Raw genomic sequence first — 15,192 nt, 5'->3', positions numbered from 1 at the left:
CCCGCCAGGGCGGGTCGGTAGCAAATTTTGCCACAATCTATTGCAGGTAGTGGGGTGCTTCCCGGCGATTCTCGCCGGGAGTGATCCCTAAAACTTTGCTTAAACCTGCCGCTCGACCATCTTGAGCTTGAGCTCGGCGATGGCCTCGGCCGGGTTCAGTCCCTTCGGACAAGCCTTGGCGCAGTTCATGATGGTGTGGCAGCGATAAAGCCGGAACGGATCCTCGAGATTGTCGAGCCGTTCGCCGGTGGCTTCGTCGCGCGAATCAGAGACCCAGCGGTTGGCCTGGAGCAGGGCGGCGGGTCCGAGATAGCGGTCGCTGTTCCACCAATAGCTCGGGCAGGACGTCGAGCAGCAGGCGCACAGGATGCACTCGTAGAGACCGTCGAGCTTCTCGCGGTCCTCATGGCTCTGCCGCCATTCCTTCTGCGGCGTCGGCGAGGTCGTCTTCAGCCACGGTTCGACCGAGGCGTACTGCGCATAGAAATTGGTGAGGTCGGGCACCAGGTCCTTCACGACGGGCTGGTGCGGCAGCGGGTTGATCTTCACCGCGCCATCCTTCACGTCGTGCATCGAGCGGGTGCAGGCCAGCGTGTTCTGGCCGTCGATGTTCATGGCGCAGGAGCCGCAGACGCCTTCGCGGCAGGAGCGGCGGAAGGTCAGCGTCGGGTCGATGTGGTTCTTGATCCAGATCAGGCCGTCCAGCACCATCGGCCCGCAATCGTGGGTGTCGACGTAGTAGGTGTCGACGCTCGGATTCTTGCCGTCGTCCGGATTCCAGCGATAGACGCGGAATTCGCGAAGCTCGGTCGCGCCGGCCGGCTTCGGCCAGGTCTTGCCGCCGGTGATCTTGGAATTCTTCGGAAGTGCGAATTCAACCATTTCGATAAGGCCTTCGCTTTCGCTTAGTACACGCGCGTCGATTTAGTAAACGCGAGCTTTGGGCGGGATATACTGCACGTCGTTGGTCATGGTGTAGTTGTGCACCGGGCGGTACTCGATCGCGACCTTGCCGGCCTCGTCGATCCAGGCGAGCGTGTGCTTCATCCAGTTCTTGTCGTCGCGGTCGGCAAAATCCTCGCGCGCATGCGCGCCGCGGCTTTCGGTGCGGTTGGCGGCCGAGTTCATGGTCACCACCGCCTGCGAGATCAGATTGTCGAACTCCAGCGTCTCGATCAGGTCGGAATTCCACACCAGAGAACGGTCGGACACGGCGATATCGGTGATGCCGCCATGGACCTTCTGGATCAGGTTCTGGCCTTCGCTCAGGACGTCGCCGGTGCGGAACACCGCGCAATTGTTCTGCATCACATGCTGCATGCCTTCGCGCAGCTTTGCGGTCGGCGTGCCGCCGGAGGCGTAGCGATAATGGTCGAGCCGGCCGAGCGCCTTCTCGGCCGAGTCGGTCGGCAGCTCCGGCTGCTTGCCGTTAGCGGTGAGCTTCTCGGCGCAGCGCAGCGCCGCGGCGCGGCCGAACACCACGAGGTCGATCAGCGAGTTGGAGCCGAGGCGATTGGCACCGTGCACGGAGACGCAGGCCGCTTCGCCGAGCGCCATCAGGCCGGGGATGATGGCGTTGTCGTCGCCGTCCCTCTTGGTCAGCACTTCGCCGTGATAGTTCGTCGGGATGCCGCCCATGTTGTAGTGCACGGTCGGCACGATCGGGATCGGCTCGCGCGTCACGTCGACATTGGCGAAGATCTTTGCGGATTCGGAGATGCCCGGCAGCCGCTCTTGCAGCACCTTGGGATCGAGGTGGTCGAGATGCAGGAAGATGTGGTCCTTCTTCTTGCCGACGCCGCGGCCCTCGCGGATCTCGATGGTCATCGCGCGCGAGACGACGTCGCGCGAGGCCAGATCCTTCGCAGAAGGTGCGTAGCGCTCCATGAAACGCTCGCCCTCGGAGTTGACGAGATAGCCGCCCTCGCCGCGTGCACCTTCGGTGACGAGGCAGCCCGAGCCGTAGATGCCGGTCGGGTGGAATTGCACGAACTCCATGTCCTGGAGCGGGAGCCCTGCGCGCAGCACCATGCCGCCGCCGTCGCCGGTGCAGGTATGGGCCGAGGTGCAGGAGGCATAGGCGCGGCCATAGCCGCCGGTCGCCAGAATCGTGGTCTGGGCGCGGAAGCGATGCAGCGTTCCGTCGTCCAGCTTGAGCGCGATGACGCCGCGGCAGGCGCCCTGGTCGTCCATGATCAGGTCGATGGCGAAGAACTCGATGAAGAACTCGGCCGCATGGCGCAGCGACTGGCCGTACATCGTGTGCAGCATCGCGTGACCGGTGCGGTCGGCGGCGGCGCAGGTGCGCTGGGCCTGGCTCTTGCCGAACTCCGTGGTCATGCCGCCGAACGGGCGCTGGTAGATCTTGCCGTCCTCGGTGCGCGAGAACGGCACGCCCCAATGCTCGAGCTCGTAGACGGCTTCGGGCGCGTTGCGCACCATGTATTCGATCGCGTCCTGGTCGCCGAGCCAGTCCGACCCCTTCACGGTGTCGTACATGTGCCAGCGCCAGTCGTCCTTGTGCATGTTGCCGAGCGCGGCCGAGATGCCGCCTTGCGCGGCTACGGTGTGCGAGCGGGTCGGGAAGACTTTTGTGATACAGGCGGTGCGCAGGCCGGCTTCGCTGCAGCCGACCACGGCGCGCAGGCCCGCGCCGCCGGCGCCGACCACCACGACGTCATAGGTGTGGTCCTCGATCGGATAGGCCTTGCCATTCGTGGCAGGAGCGCCGTTTCCCTTGCCATTTGCACCGCCGGCCATGGGCTAGACTCCCGATGAAAGTTTGAGAATCGCGTAGGTCGAGGCAAGCGCCACCGCGATCACGAAGAAGTTGTTGAGCATGACCGAGACGAGCTTCAGCTTCTCGTTATGGACGTAGTCCTCGATCACCACCTGCATGCCGATCTTCATGTGCCAGGCGCTGGCGAAGATGAAGAGCAGCATGATCACCGCGATCGGCAGCGAGCCGAGGATCACTTTGGCTCCGGCCTGGTTGCTGCTGAGCAGCATCATGATCACGACCAGCACCGGGATCATCAAGAGCGTCATGGCGACGCCGGTGAGGCGCTGGCGCCAGAAGTCGGACGTGCCGGAATGGGCGGCGCCGAGATTGCGGACGCGGCCGAGCGGGGTGCGCATGCTGCGCTTGGGCGTGTCGGGCGCGTTCATCGTCCGACTCCGATCGCGAAGATGATCCAGATCAGCACGGTCAGCGCGATGCCGCCGATCAGCGCGCCCCAGGTCAGCGCCTCGCGCTCATTGGCCTTGAAGCCGTAGCCGAGATCCCAGACGAAATGCCTGATGCCGCTGAGCATGTGGTGCATCAACGCCCAAGTGTAGCCGAACAGGATGAGGCGGCCGAGGAAGCTGCCGGTGAACGCCTGCACATGGGAATAGGCCGCCGGACCCGACGCGGCCGCAATCAGCCACCAGGCCAGCAGAAGCGTTCCAAAATAGAGCGCGATGCCGGTGGCGCGATGGACGATCGACAGCGCCATCGTCAGCGTCCAGCGGTATGTTTGCAGGTGGGGTGAGAGCGGTCGTTCGATCCGTGCGGTCATGGGCGACTTTGATGTTTTATTGCGGCCCAGCATAGGGCGCGCGGGGATCGCGAAAGGTCGGCCCTATTTACGGAGTCGAATCTATCCGTGCAATCACCAAATCGCGATAAACCGAACGGCTGTTCAGCTCTTGAACGATGATGAAACAAGGATCATCAGGGGCTTGGTATACCAGAGCCTCATAGTGGCAGCATAACAATGAATCATGAACCGCTCCTTCTGATGCGTTGCCGCACCGATTTGAAATGCTTCATGGAACGGCTCTAAACCGTCCGGTACGTTCAATGACGGATCACCCGCATCAGCGCCGAACGCTGGTCGGCGATTCGGCGCTCAAGTGCATTGCGCGAGCCCATCGGACGCGGTCTCCGTGGATATGCGACCGACGCATTCCACCTCAGCCATGCGGTCCGGCGCGTCGACCGCGACGGCAAGATCGCCTAGAGCTCGCCAGAACAGGCGGGACAACCGTCGCCGCACGCACGGGGCAATCTTTCGCGTGATCGCAGGTCTTCCACTTCGGGACGTTGTCGAACTGGCGCTGCTGCTCGTCGGTGTCGGTGCGTTGTCCGGATTCCTCGCCGGCGTATTCGGTATCGGCGGCGGCGCGATTCTCGTACCGGTACTCTACGAATGTTTTCGCGTCGCCGGCGTCCCGCTCGACGTGCGGATGCCGCTCTGCATCGGCACGTCGCTCGCGATCATCATCCCGACCTCGATCCGTTCGTTCCAGGCGCATTACAAGCGCGGCGCTGTTGATATGGAGATCCTCAAGGTCTGGTGGCTGCCGATCGCGATCGGCGTCATCGCCGGCAGCGTCGTCGCGCGCTACGCGCCGGAGCGGCTGTTCAAGCTCGTGTTCGTCTGCGTCGCCTGGTCCGCTGCAATACGCCTCATCTTCGCGCGCGACACCTGGAAGCTCGGCAACGACCTGCCACAGGGTCCGCTGATGCGCGCCTACGGCTTCTGCGTCGGCATCCTCTCGACGCTGATGGGCATCGGCGGCGGGTTGTTCTCGAATCTCCTGATGACCTTCTACGGGCGGCCGATCCATCAGGCGGTTGCGACCTCGTCCGCGCTCGCGGTGCTGATCTCGATTCCCGGCGCGCTCGGCTATGTCTATGCCGGCTGGCCCGCGGCGACACGCTATCCCGCCGTCGCAGCCCTGCAATGGCCGTTCGCGCTCGGCTTCGTCTCGCTGATCGGCGCCATCCTGGTCATGCCGATGAGCCTCGTGACGGCCCCGCTCGGGGTGAAGGCCGCGCACGCGATGTCGAAGCGAACGCTGGAGACGGCGTTCGGCTGCTATCTCCTCATCGTCGGCAGCCGCTTTGTGGTGAGCCTGGCGAGCGGGCTGTAAATGCAGTGTCCTCCCGGCGCAGGCCGGGACTCATACCGCGGAATCCATCGGGTGCGCGCGGTGCCAATCCCGAACGACCGATCTTCGCCAAACTTTACCCTGGGGCTATGGGTCCCGGCCTGCGCCGGGACGACATCGGAGGATGCGGCAAGCGCGTCCGTCCCATGCCAATGCGTCACGCCGTCTTCGCCGCCTTCAACCCCAACCGCTGCTCGACCGCATCGCGCATCAAGAACTTCTGGATCTTGCCGGTCACGGTCATCGGGAATTCGTCGACGAACTCGACATAGCGCGGGATCTTGTTGTGGGCGATCTGCCCTTCGCAGAAGGCGCGCACTTCTTCGGCCGTCAGCGTCTCGCCGGCGCGGACCCTGATCCAGGCGCAGAGTTCTTCGCCGTAGCGCTGGTCGGCGACGCCAAAGATCTGCACGTCCTGGATCTTTGGATGGCGATACAGGAACTCCTCGATCTCGCGCGGATAGAGGTTTTCGCCGCCGCGGATCACCATGTCCTTGATACGGCCGACGATGTTGCAATAGCCGGCGGCGTCGATGGTGGCGAGATCGCCGGTGTGCATCCAGCCGTTCTTGTCGAGCACGTCGGCGGTCTTCGAAGCCTCGTCCCAATAGCCCAGCATGATGCTGTAGCCCCGGGTGCAGAGCTCGCCGCGTTCGCCGCGCTTGACGATCTTACCGTCGAGGTCGACGACCTTGACCTCGACATGCGGATGGATGCGCCCGACGGTGGAGACACGGCGTTCGAGGGGATCGTCGACCGCGCTTTGAAAACTCACAGGGCTCGTCTCGGTCATGCCATAGGCGATCGTCACCTCGCGCATGTTCATCTCGGTGTTGACGCGCTTCATGACCTCGATCGGGCAGGGTGCGCCCGCCATGATGCCGGTGCGCAGCGACTTGAGATCGAAGCTCGAAAACTCCGGATGATCGAGCTCGGCGATGAACATGGTCGGCACGCCGTAGAGCGCGGTGCATTTCTCCTGCTGGATCGTCTTCAGCGTGGTGAGCGGATCAAAGCCTTCACCGGGATAGACCATGGTCGCGCCCAGCGTCACCGAGGCGAGGTTGCCCATCACCATGCCGAAGCAGTGATAGAGCGGCACCGGGATGCAGATGCGATCCGCTTCCGTCAGACGCATGGCGCGGCCGACGAAATAGCCGTTGTTGAGGATGTTGTGGTGGGTCAGCGTCACGCCCTTCGGCGATCCCGTGGTGCCGCTGGTGAACTGGATGTTGACGGGATCGTCGAACTGGAGCGAGGCGCCGAGCGCGGCCAACTGCTCGGGATGTCCTGCGCCGCCCATCGCGGCGACCTCGTCGAAGGGGATCGCGCCTGATGACGCGGGACCGCCGATCTGGATCACCATGCGCAAATTGGGCAGCTTTGCCGCGCGCAACTGGCCTGGCTTTGAGGTCGCAAGCTCGGGCAGCAGCGTGTTCAGCATCTCCATGTAGTTGCTGGTCTTGAACGCGGTCGCGGTGACGAGGGCGGCGCATCCGACTTTGTGTAGCGCAAATTCGAGTTCGCTCAGCCGATAGGCGGGGTTAATCGTCACCAGGATCAGGCCGGCCTTGGCGGCGGCAAACTGGGTCAGCGTCCATTCGGGACGGTTGAGCGACCAGATGCCGATCCGCTGCCCCGGCTCCAGCCCGAGCGCGAGAAAGCCCGCGGCGAGCGCGTCGACCCGCGCGGCAAATTCGGTCCACGTCCATCTGATACCGTGGCTGGGCGAGACCAGCGCCTCGCGGCCACCCCAGCGCCGCACCGCCAGATCGAGGCTGCGCCCGATCGTGTCGCCGAGCAACGGGGTGTCGGAGATGCCGCAAACGTAACTGTCGGCTTTGTCTGCCAAGGTCGTGTCCTCCCGCTCGGTCGATTATTGCCTGGTGCTCCGGAGGCGATTGCCTTCGGAGCACGAGGGTATCCGTTGTATCGGGCGCGCGCGACGAGGCGCGTCTCATACTAACGGGTTAGGCCGCCCGCTGGCCGCTGCCGGCATCGAGCCCCGCATAGACGCCGCGCTCGAAACCCGCAAAAGCCTGCAGGCATTTCGCGTCCACGAACGGCAACAGCTGCATCAGGATCACGCCGGTGACGTCGCGCGATGGGTCGATCCAGAAATAGGTGTTGGCGAGGCCCGCCCAGGCGAGGCTGCCGGCGCTGCGGCCTTCCGCGGTCTTGGCGGTGTTGATCATGAAGCTGAGGCCCCACTTCTTCACCTGCTCCGGATAGAGGTCGACGTCGTTGGTGTACATCGGCGCGACCGTGGTCATCTTGGTCATGGCGAGATCGCCGATGTGGTTCTGCCCCATCGTGGCGACGGTCTCGGCCTTCAGCACCTGGTTGCCGTTGCCGCGGCCCTTGTTGAGGATCATCTGGGTGAACTTGATGTAGTCGCCGGCCGTCGAATAGAGGCCGCCGCCACCCATGTGGAATTCCGGATTCTGCTCGAGCTCGAACGGCATCGCGGCGAGCTGGCCGTCCGCGCCGCGCGCGTGCACGCCGACGAGGCGCTTGCGCATGTCGCCGGTGATCTTGAACGCGGTGTCGCTCATGCCGAGCGGTGCGAACATGTGGTCGCGCAGGTAAGCGTCGAGCTTCTTGCCGCTGACGGCCTCGACGGCCTTGCCGACGTAGTCGATGTTGGTGCCGTACTCCCAGCGCGAGCCGGGATCTGACATGATCGGCGTCTTCAGCGCGATGTTCTTGCAGGAAAAGATGTCCGGAGTTCCGGTCTTCTCGAGATATTGCGCGAAGTCGCCGTTCCACACGTTGTAGCAGAAGCCGGCGGTATGCGTCATGAGCTGGCGCAGCGTGATCGGCTTTTTCGCTGGTCGCAGTTTCGGCTCGCCCTTGGCGTCAAAACCTTCGAGCACCTGCGGTGCGGCGATGTCGGGCAACACCTTTCCGATCGGCTCGTCGAGCGAGAGCTTGCCCTGTTCGACAAGCTGCATTGCGCCGGCGGTGGTGACCGCCTTCGTCATCGACGCAATCCAGAACACACTGTCTGTCGTCATCGGGTCGGGCTTGGACAGGTCACGTTTACCAAACGCGCCTTGATAGATCACGTCCTTGCCGGTGGCGGCGATTGCGACGACGCCGGGGATCTCCTTGGCATCGCTGGTCTGACGCAAAAGCTGATCGATCTGAGCTTTGCTCTGCATGCACGTTTCCTCCGGTTTGATTATTGTTGGAAGTGTTCGATCATCCTCCCGCAGGTCGCGCGCGGCAAGCGCGTCAACCGGTCCGTGCCGGTCGCGATGTCGTGACTTGACGGCAGGCCACGCGAGAAGGACGACAGGACAACCAATCTGCAACACCTCTTCGCAATCTGCGGTGGATGGCTTCAACCGGGCGTGACCTCGCCGGGTAGCAGGCGATATGTTTCCGGATGCGTTGCCTCTGAAACATATTGTGCCCTAAGGCGTTCAGAACCTGGCCTGCCGGGCCGCCGGTGCAAAGATTGATTCAAATATTGACGGCCATTCATGGCCGTGAGGGGATTTAAGATGATTTCGACCTGGAGCGAATGGAAGCGCTATCCCCGTCCCGGACGGGGCGAGAACCTCGAAGCGCCGATTTCGCCCGGTATTTACGAGGTCCGGATTGCCGGGACCGGCGCACTCTACTCCTTCGGTGCGGTCGACAATCTGGCGCAGTCGTTGGCGCTGCTGCCGGTCGGCTCAAAGTCCTGGTTCGGCCGCCGCGACACCAAGGCTGTGCCCGATCTCGAATATCGGACCTGCGCGACCCATTCGAAGGCGGATGCCAAGGCTGCGGCCGAGCGTATGATCGGCCGGCGCGAGACCTATATGAGCGGGGCGGCTTAAGCCGCGGCTCGCCCCCAAAATAGCTTGAAGCAGCTTTGCGTTGCCGGCGGTGCATTGCGCGCCGGTTGGGCCTATATTCCGGGCCAATCCGAAAAGCCCCTGGGAGTAACGCCATGACCCCGACCGCCGCTGCACGCGCCGCCCAATCCGCCTCCTTCCGCGATCGTCTCAAGGACCCGTCGCTGCTGCGCGAGGCCTGCTACATCGACGGCGCCTGGGTCGGCACGCCGTCGCGGCCGGTGACCAATCCGGTGAACGGCACCGAGCTGGCAAAAATCCCGGTCATGAGCACGGCCGAGACGACGCAGGCGGTTGAAGCCGCCGAGCGCGCCTTCCCGGCCTGGGCGAAACTCACCGCCAAGCAGCGCTCCAACATTTTGCGCAAATGGTTCGAGCTGATCGCCGCCAACCGCGAGGATCTGGCGCTGATCCTCACCTCCGAGCAGGGCAAGCCGCTGGCGGAGGCGCTCGGCGAGGTCGATATCGGCGGCGCCTATGTCGAGTTTTTTGCGGAGGAAGCCCGCCGCGTTTATGGCGAGACCATTCCGACCCAGCGTCCCGACGCGCGCCTGCTCGCGATCAAGCAGCCGATTGGCGTCTGCGGCGCGATCACGCCGTGGAATTTCCCCTGCTCGATGATCACCCGAAAAGTGTCGCCGGCGCTGGCTGCCGGCTGCACCGTGGTGCTGAAGCCCGCCAATGAAACGCCGCTGACCGCGCTTGCGCTGGTGGCGCTCGCCGAGAAGGCCGGCGTGCCGAAGGGCGTGTTCAACATCCTCACCGGCAATTCGTCGGCGATTGGCAAGGTGCTGTGCGAGCATCCCGCCGTGCGCTTCGTCGGCTTCACCGGTTCGACCGAAGTGGGCAAGATCCTCTATCAGCAGGCCGCCGTCGGCGTGAAGAAGCTCGGGCTGGAGCTCGGCGGCAACGCGCCCTTCGTCGTGTTCGACGATGCCGACATCGACGCCGCGGTCGAAGGCGCCATCGTCTCGAAATATCGCAACATGGGCCAGACCTGCGTCTGCGCCAATCGCATCTACGCCCAGGACAAGATCTACGACGAGTTCGTCGAAAAACTCTCGAAGAAGGTCGCGGCGATGAAGATCGGCGACGGCACCGAAGCCGGTGTGGTGCAGGGACCGCTGATCAACATGGAAGCCGTCGACAAGGTCGAGAAGCACATTGCGGATGCGGTGAAGGGCGGTGCAAAAATCGTCACCGGCGGCAAGCGTCATGCGCTCGGCGGCAGTTTTTTCGAGCCGACGGTGCTGGCGAACGTGAAGCCCGACGCGCTCGTCGCGCATGAGGAGACCTTTGGCCCGCTCGCGCCGGTGTTCCGCTTCAAGGACGAGGCCGAGGTGATCGCGCTGTGCAACGCCTCGCCGTTCGGTCTCGCGTCCTATTTCTACTCCCGCGATCTCGGCCGCGTCTGGCGCGTTGCGGAGGCGCTGGAGTCGGGCATGGTTGGCGTCAACACTGGCCTGATCACGACCGAAGTCGCGCCGTTCGGCGGCGTGAAGGAATCCGGCCTCGGCCGCGAAGGCTCGCGTCACGGCATGGAGGAATATGTCGAGATGAAATACGTGATGATGGCGGGGGTGTAGCTGCGATCAATCGCTGGCGTCGCTGCCGAACGCGCCGTGACGTCCGACGCCGGAGGCGAAGCGCGTCGCGCCCGATAGCGTTTCGCCCGAAGCGATCACCTCGAGCCCGCCGCGCATCTCATTGGCGATCGCTTCTTCTTCGGAAAGGTCCCATTGCCGCAGCGCCGACAGCCGATCGGCCCGCAGGCATTTCTGCGGGAAGCGTGCGATCTCCTTGGCGAGTGCAATCGCCTGCGCCGCCGCCTCGCCGCGGCCGACGACGCGGTTGGCAAGTCCCATGCGCAGCGCTTCGGCGCCGCCAACCGGGCGCCCGGTGAGGATGAGGTCCATGGCCTGCGAATGGCCGATCAGGCGCGGCAGGCGGATGGTGCCGAGGTCGATCAGCGGCACGCCGAAACGGCGGCAGAAGATGCCGAAGGTCGCATCCTCCGCGACCACGCGCATGTCGGCGAACAGCGCAAGCTCCATGCCGCCGGCGACTGCGTAGCCTTCGATCGCGGCGATCACCGGCTTGGACAGCCGCAACCTGCTCGGTCCCATCGGCGCAATCGTGTTGTGCCCGCCGATCTCGCGCATCTTTTCGCGGTCGCCTTTTGCCACGGCCTTGAGATCTGCGCCGGCGCAAAAATGTCCATTCGTGCCGGTGAATACGGCGACCGAGGCGTCCTTATCGGCGTCGAAGGCAAGGAATGCGTCATAGAGTTTGCGCGCGGTCGTACCGTCGACGGCGTTGCGACAATGCGGACGATTGATGGAGATGATGGTGACCGGCCCGTCGCGCTCGATCAGCACGGCATTGGCTTCCGACATGGGTTCGCGTCCCTGTTGTTATTTGCAGGGAGTTTTGCACCGGTGCTCTTCACAGGCAATGCTGGAAGGAAGCGAAGCATTGCGCCTCTCGCACGGTGTCGTCCTGGCGAACGCCAGGACCCGTTACCCCAGGGAGGAGTTTGGCGAAGACTGGCCGACCGGTACTGGCACCACACGCAATCGATAGATTCCGCGGTATGGGTCCTGGCGTTCGCCAGGACGACAGCGGAGGGTGAGGCTAGATCTTCAGCTCCGCCCCTGTCACCCGCCGATACGCTTCCAGATACCGCTTGCTGGTCGCCTCGACCACGCTTGCCGGCAGCGGCGGGGGCGGGGCGTCGCCGTTCCAGCGGCCGGCGCGGCGCTCGACGTCGAGATAGTCGCGCAGCGGCTGTTTGTCGAAGCTCGCCTGCGGTTGGCCGGGCTTGTAGGCGTCGACAGCCCAGAAGCGCGAACTATCCGGCGTCATCACCTCGTCGATCAGGATGATGCGGCCGTCCTTGTCGCGGCCGAATTCGAACTTTGTGTCGGCGATGATGATGCCCTGCTCGCGGGCGAGTTCCTCGCCGAGCGTGTAGATCGCGCGCGTCATGCTCTCCAGCGTATAGGCCGTCTCGTCGCCGACCACCTCGCGCATCTGCGCGATCGTGATGTTCTCGTCATGGCCGGTCTCGGCCTTGGTCGCAGGGCTGAAGATCGCAGGGTTGAGCTTTTCGCTCTCGACGAGCCCTGCCGGCAGTTTTTCGCCGGCGAGCGTGCCGCTCCCTGCATATTCCTTCCAGGCCGAGCCCGAGAGATAGCCGCGGATCACGCATTCGATCGGAAATACGGTGGTGCGCTTGCACAGCATGGCGCGGCCGAGGATGTCGGCGCGGTGGGCCTTCAGCACCGGCACAGCGGCGATGATCTCGTCGGTGTTGGCACTGATGACGTGATGCGGCACCACGCCTTCGAGCTTGCCAAACCAGAACGCGCTGATCTGCGTCAGCACCGCGCCCTTCATCGGAATGGTCTCGCCCATCACGACGTCGAACGCGCTGATGCGGTCGGTGGTGACGAGCAGCAGGCGGTCGTCGTCGACGGCGTAGATATCGCGCACCTTGCCGCGCCCGATTTTTGGCAGGGGCAGGTCGCTCGAGAGCATGGTGGTCATCGCAGAGGGCCTTCGGTAGGAGGTCGTCGCGCGCGGCGCGCGACGACCGGGATATCCTATTCCGGCAGCGGAATGAACTCATGTTCCTGCGGAACTGGCGCAAAGCGGCCGGTTTTCCAGTCCTGCTTGGCCTGCTCGATCCGCTCCTTGCTGGACGACACGAAATTCCACCAGATATGGCGCGGACCTTCCAGCGCGTCGCCGCCCAAAAACATCATCCGCGTGGCCGTCCGCGCCTTCACGGTGATGCGGTCGCCGGGCCGGAAGATCAGGAGCCGCGGTCCCTCATAGCGCTCGTTGGCGATCTCGACCTCTCCCTCGACGACATAGATCGCGCGCTCCTCGTGATCCGGGTCGAGCGGAATGCTTGCGCCCTGCGCTGCCGTCACCTCGGTATAGAACCAGGGCGACACCATCGAGACCGGCGACGAAATGCCGAACGACGAGCCCGCGATCACCCGCGCGGTGAAATCGCGCTCGGAGATCATCGGCAGGTCGCCGGCACCGTAATGCTGGAACGATGGCGCGATCTCCTCGGATCCGGCCGGCAGTGCGATCCAGCTTTGCAGGCCCAGCATCTTCTGCCCCGAGGCGCGCTGCGCATCCGGCGTGCGCTCGGAATGCGCGATGCCGCGGCCGGCGGTCATCAAATTCATCGCGCCGGGCTGGATCTCCTGGATGTTGCCCTCGCTGTCGCGATGCATGATCGAGCCGTCGAAGAGATAGGTGACGGTCGCAAGCCCGATATGCGGATGCGGCCGCACATCCATGCCCTTGCCGGAAACGAACTGCACCGGGCCGAAATGATCGAAAAAGATGAAGGGGCCGACCATCTGCCGCTTGCCGTGCGGCAGCGCGCGGCGCACGGCGAATCCGTCGCCGAGGTCGCGGGTGCGCGGCACGATGACGAGGTCGAGCGCATCGCAGGATTTGGGATCACCGAGCACGGGATCGTTGTCGGGCATCCAGCTCATGGAAGACTCCTTCTTGTTTGTTGCTATGATCGTAGCAGAACAATCTTGGGAACGGGAGGAAACCGATGATCCCACCGCTCAGGCCGGGCGCGCGGCTGCTGGAGGTTTCCGGCCCGCGCATCGAGACGGAACGCCTGATCCTGCGGCCGTGGCAGGCGCGCGACGTCGCCGCGAATACGGCCATGCTGTCCGATCCTGATACGGCGCGCTTCATCACGCCGGATCGCAAGCCGATCACCAACGAGACCAATGGCTGGCGCAATGCCGCCATCATCATGGGACACTGGGCCCTGCACGGCTTTGGCATGTTCGCCGTCGAGGACAAATCATCCGGCCGGTATGTCGGCCGCGTCGGCCCCTGGTGCCCGCCGGGATGGCCCGGCTTCGAAGTCGGCTGGGGGATTGCGAAGGAATTTCGCGGGCGCGGCTATGCGGTGGAGGCGGCGCGTGCGGCGATCGACTGGACATTTGCGACCTTTGCGCTCGATCGCATCGTGCACTGTATCGTGCCCGAGAACGCCGCCTCGCAAGCCGTCGCGCGCAGGCTCGGTGCCGCCATCGACGGCGAGGCCGAGATGAGCGGGGAGAAAGTCGATCTCTGGGTCACCGCGCGGGCAGGCTGGCGGGCGGATGGTGCTTGAAAATGCCGATGTAACGAACGATGGTCGCAAGGCCGTTCGGATCTCGATGGACCGCGTTGCCTGATGTCTCTTGCCGCCCTCGAACTCGCCTTCCGCGCCGCCAGCGTCGCGCTGCTGCTGGTGCTGGCGGCTTCGCTGCTCTCGGATTTTCGCAATGTGCTGGCTGCCCGCCTCGGTGCGGCCTTCGTGCTGGGCTCGGCCGCGCACGCTGTGAGCTATTCGTTGGATGTCACGTCGCGGATCCCGCTCTGGCATGCACCGCTGATCGCGTTGTCGACCGGGACCATCGTGGTGTTCTGGCTGTTCACACGCGCCCTGTTCGACGACGAGTTTCGCCTCCGCTGGTGGCACGGTTTGATCTGGGCGCTGGTGACGGCCTTCAGCTTCGCCGGCTGCGTCTGGATTGCACCCAGCGGCCATGTGCGGTTCTCAGTGACGGTGGTCAATCTGATCGTGCTCGGTTTCATCGCGCTTGCGGTCGGGCAGATGATCGCCTCCTGGCCGGCCGACCTGGTCGAACGCCGCCGCCGCGTTCGTGTCTTCATCGTCTGCGCAACCGCGCTCTATGGCGGGCTGAACGCGGTGCTCCAGATCGCCGTCGCCGGCTACCACGTCGGCGATGTCGCCGAAACCATCAATGCCGGCGTGCTCACCTGCACCGTCGCGGCGATCGTCTATGCCATGATGCGCGTTGACGGCGCGGATCTGTTTCCGGCCGCGGCGGAGCCCGCACCGCCTGACGTTTTCAGTCAGCCTGCGGTAGATGATGCCGCCGATCAAAAGCTGATCGACGCGCTGATGCGTCTGATGGCGGATGAGCGCATCTATCGCCAGGAGAACATGACCATCGGCGTCCTGGCCGGCCGGCTGAAGATTCCGGAGTACCGGTTGCGCCGGCTGATCAACCAGCGGCTCGGCTACCGCAACTTCAATGTGTTCCTGAACAACCACCGGATCGAGGAGGCCAAGGCCGCGCTCGCCGACCCCACCCAGGCCGAGGTCCCCGTCATCACCATCGCGATGGACGCCGGCTTCCAGTCGCTGGGTCCGTTCAACCGCGCCTTCAAGGCGGTGACCGGCGTGACGCCAACGGAGTACCGGCGGCTCAAGGTCGACGCGGCCTAGATTTCAGGCCTTTGAAATCACGTAAGAATTCCGAAATCGACTAGTCCCGATCAGTTTCGACGAGGTCGCTTTTCAAATCCGGCGAGCGCATATCGCCCGCATCCGGCCTGTTCTCCC

General features: G+C 64.2%; 14 protein-coding genes. 5 read left to right on the top strand and 9 right to left on the bottom strand.

The window, feature by feature from the left end; all coding sequences use genetic code 11:
- Positions 1-99: 99 nt before the first annotated feature.
- Genes KUF59_RS00150 through sdhC form a run of 4 tightly spaced genes read right to left on the bottom strand, consistent with a single transcriptional unit; the run spans position 100 to position 3,560 of the window.
- Positions 100-882 carry a succinate dehydrogenase iron-sulfur subunit gene (locus KUF59_RS00150; protein ID WP_212456496.1) on the bottom strand — a complete coding sequence of 261 codons (783 nt, stop codon included), beginning with the start codon at positions 880-882 and terminating at the stop codon, positions 100-102.
- A gap of 42 nt (positions 883-924) precedes the next feature.
- Positions 925-2,760, bottom strand: coding sequence for a succinate dehydrogenase flavoprotein subunit (gene sdhA / locus KUF59_RS00145; protein WP_212456497.1), 1,836 nt, complete (start codon positions 2,758-2,760; stop codon positions 925-927).
- A gap of 3 nt (positions 2,761-2,763) precedes the next feature.
- The gene (gene sdhD / locus KUF59_RS00140) at positions 2,764-3,168 is read right to left on the bottom strand and encodes a succinate dehydrogenase, hydrophobic membrane anchor protein (RefSeq protein WP_212456498.1); all 405 of its coding nucleotides are present in this window, start codon (positions 3,166-3,168) and stop codon (positions 2,764-2,766) included.
- Positions 3,165-3,560: a succinate dehydrogenase, cytochrome b556 subunit gene (sdhC, locus tag KUF59_RS00135; RefSeq protein ID WP_212456499.1), complete on the bottom strand. Its 396-nt coding sequence runs from the start codon at positions 3,558-3,560 to the stop codon at positions 3,165-3,167. Before sdhC ends, sdhD begins: the two co-directional genes overlap by 4 nt.
- A gap of 499 nt (positions 3,561-4,059) precedes the next feature.
- Here sdhC and KUF59_RS00130 point away from each other — a divergent pair, with 499 nt between their 5' ends.
- Complete coding sequence (locus tag KUF59_RS00130; protein WP_212456500.1) at positions 4,060-4,920, top strand: sulfite exporter TauE/SafE family protein; 861 nt, start codon at positions 4,060-4,062, stop codon at positions 4,918-4,920.
- Between the two features lie 175 nt (positions 4,921-5,095).
- On the opposite strand, the gene KUF59_RS00125 is transcribed toward KUF59_RS00130, so the two are convergent.
- Both KUF59_RS00125 and KUF59_RS00120 read right to left on the bottom strand, forming a co-directional pair.
- Positions 5,096-6,790: an AMP-binding protein gene (locus KUF59_RS00125; protein ID WP_258768073.1), complete on the bottom strand. Its 1,695-nt coding sequence runs from the start codon at positions 6,788-6,790 to the stop codon at positions 5,096-5,098.
- A 118-nt stretch (positions 6,791-6,908) separates the two neighbouring features.
- Complete coding sequence (locus KUF59_RS00120) at positions 6,909-8,102, bottom strand: serine hydrolase domain-containing protein (protein ID WP_212456502.1); 1,194 nt, start codon at positions 8,100-8,102, stop codon at positions 6,909-6,911.
- A 345-nt stretch (positions 8,103-8,447) separates the two neighbouring features.
- Between KUF59_RS00120 and KUF59_RS00115 the strand changes: the two genes are divergently transcribed.
- Together KUF59_RS00115 and KUF59_RS00110 are read left to right on the top strand one after the other, a co-directional pair.
- Positions 8,448-8,768, top strand: a complete 321-nt coding sequence (locus KUF59_RS00115) for a hypothetical protein (RefSeq protein ID WP_212407623.1) — start codon at positions 8,448-8,450, stop codon at positions 8,766-8,768.
- Positions 8,769-8,881: 113 nt separating this feature from the next.
- Positions 8,882-10,372, top strand: a complete 1,491-nt coding sequence (locus tag KUF59_RS00110; protein WP_212456503.1) for an NAD-dependent succinate-semialdehyde dehydrogenase — start codon at positions 8,882-8,884, stop codon at positions 10,370-10,372.
- 6 nt (positions 10,373-10,378) lie between these two features.
- On the opposite strand, the gene KUF59_RS00105 is transcribed toward KUF59_RS00110, so the two are convergent.
- The 3 genes from KUF59_RS00105 to KUF59_RS00095 form a co-directional block, all read right to left on the bottom strand.
- Complete coding sequence (locus tag KUF59_RS00105; RefSeq protein ID WP_212456504.1) at positions 10,379-11,182, bottom strand: crotonase/enoyl-CoA hydratase family protein; 804 nt, start codon at positions 11,180-11,182, stop codon at positions 10,379-10,381.
- A 238-nt stretch (positions 11,183-11,420) separates the two neighbouring features.
- Positions 11,421-12,335 (bottom strand): phosphoribosylaminoimidazolesuccinocarboxamide synthase, encoded by a 915-nt coding sequence (locus tag KUF59_RS00100; RefSeq protein ID WP_212456505.1) that lies wholly within the window; start codon positions 12,333-12,335, stop codon positions 11,421-11,423.
- 56 nt (positions 12,336-12,391) lie between these two features.
- Positions 12,392-13,309, bottom strand: coding sequence for a pirin family protein (locus KUF59_RS00095; protein WP_212456506.1), 918 nt, complete (start codon positions 13,307-13,309; stop codon positions 12,392-12,394).
- A 65-nt stretch (positions 13,310-13,374) separates the two neighbouring features.
- On the opposite strand from KUF59_RS00095, the gene KUF59_RS00090 reads away from it, so the two are divergent.
- Both KUF59_RS00090 and KUF59_RS00085 read left to right on the top strand, forming a co-directional pair.
- Positions 13,375-13,950, top strand: coding sequence for a GNAT family N-acetyltransferase (locus KUF59_RS00090; RefSeq protein WP_212456507.1), 576 nt, complete (start codon positions 13,375-13,377; stop codon positions 13,948-13,950).
- A gap of 63 nt (positions 13,951-14,013) precedes the next feature.
- Complete coding sequence (locus KUF59_RS00085; RefSeq protein ID WP_212456508.1) at positions 14,014-15,075, top strand: AraC family transcriptional regulator; 1,062 nt, start codon at positions 14,014-14,016, stop codon at positions 15,073-15,075.
- Positions 15,076-15,192: the final 117 nt, after the last annotated feature.

The sequence above is a fragment of the Bradyrhizobium arachidis genome, assembly GCF_024758505.1.
GTDB classification, from domain to species: Bacteria; Pseudomonadota; Alphaproteobacteria; order Rhizobiales; family Xanthobacteraceae; genus Bradyrhizobium; species Bradyrhizobium manausense_C.
Note: the sequence above shows the minus strand (reverse complement) of the source record. Positions and strands in the feature narration are given on the sequence as shown.

Excerpts from the sequence above, each read along its gene's own strand:
- KUF59_RS00095 (WP_212456506.1), bottom strand. The coding sequence starts at position 13,309 with ATGAGCTGGATGCCCGACAACGATCCCGTGCTCGGTGATCCCAAATCC.
- KUF59_RS00090 (WP_212456507.1), top strand. The coding sequence starts at position 13,375 with ATGATCCCACCGCTCAGGCCGGGCGCGCGGCTGCTGGAGGTTTCCGGC.
- KUF59_RS00100 (WP_212456505.1), bottom strand. The coding sequence starts at position 12,335 with ATGACCACCATGCTCTCGAGCGACCTGCCCCTGCCAAAAATCGGGCGC.
- KUF59_RS00105 (WP_212456504.1), bottom strand. The coding sequence starts at position 11,182 with ATGTCGGAAGCCAATGCCGTGCTGATCGAGCGCGACGGGCCGGTCACC.
- KUF59_RS00115 (WP_212407623.1), top strand. The coding sequence starts at position 8,448 with ATGATTTCGACCTGGAGCGAATGGAAGCGCTATCCCCGTCCCGGACGG.
- KUF59_RS00110 (WP_212456503.1), top strand. The coding sequence starts at position 8,882 with ATGACCCCGACCGCCGCTGCACGCGCCGCCCAATCCGCCTCCTTCCGC.
- KUF59_RS00120 (WP_212456502.1), bottom strand. The coding sequence starts at position 8,102 with ATGCAGAGCAAAGCTCAGATCGATCAGCTTTTGCGTCAGACCAGCGAT.
- KUF59_RS00085 (WP_212456508.1), top strand. The coding sequence starts at position 14,014 with ATGTCTCTTGCCGCCCTCGAACTCGCCTTCCGCGCCGCCAGCGTCGCG.
- KUF59_RS00150 (WP_212456496.1), bottom strand. The coding sequence starts at position 882 with ATGGTTGAATTCGCACTTCCGAAGAATTCCAAGATCACCGGCGGCAAG.
- sdhD (WP_212456498.1), bottom strand. The coding sequence starts at position 3,168 with ATGAACGCGCCCGACACGCCCAAGCGCAGCATGCGCACCCCGCTCGGC.
- sdhA (WP_212456497.1), bottom strand. The coding sequence starts at position 2,760 with ATGGCCGGCGGTGCAAATGGCAAGGGAAACGGCGCTCCTGCCACGAAT.
- sdhC (WP_212456499.1), bottom strand. The coding sequence starts at position 3,560 with ATGACCGCACGGATCGAACGACCGCTCTCACCCCACCTGCAAACATAC.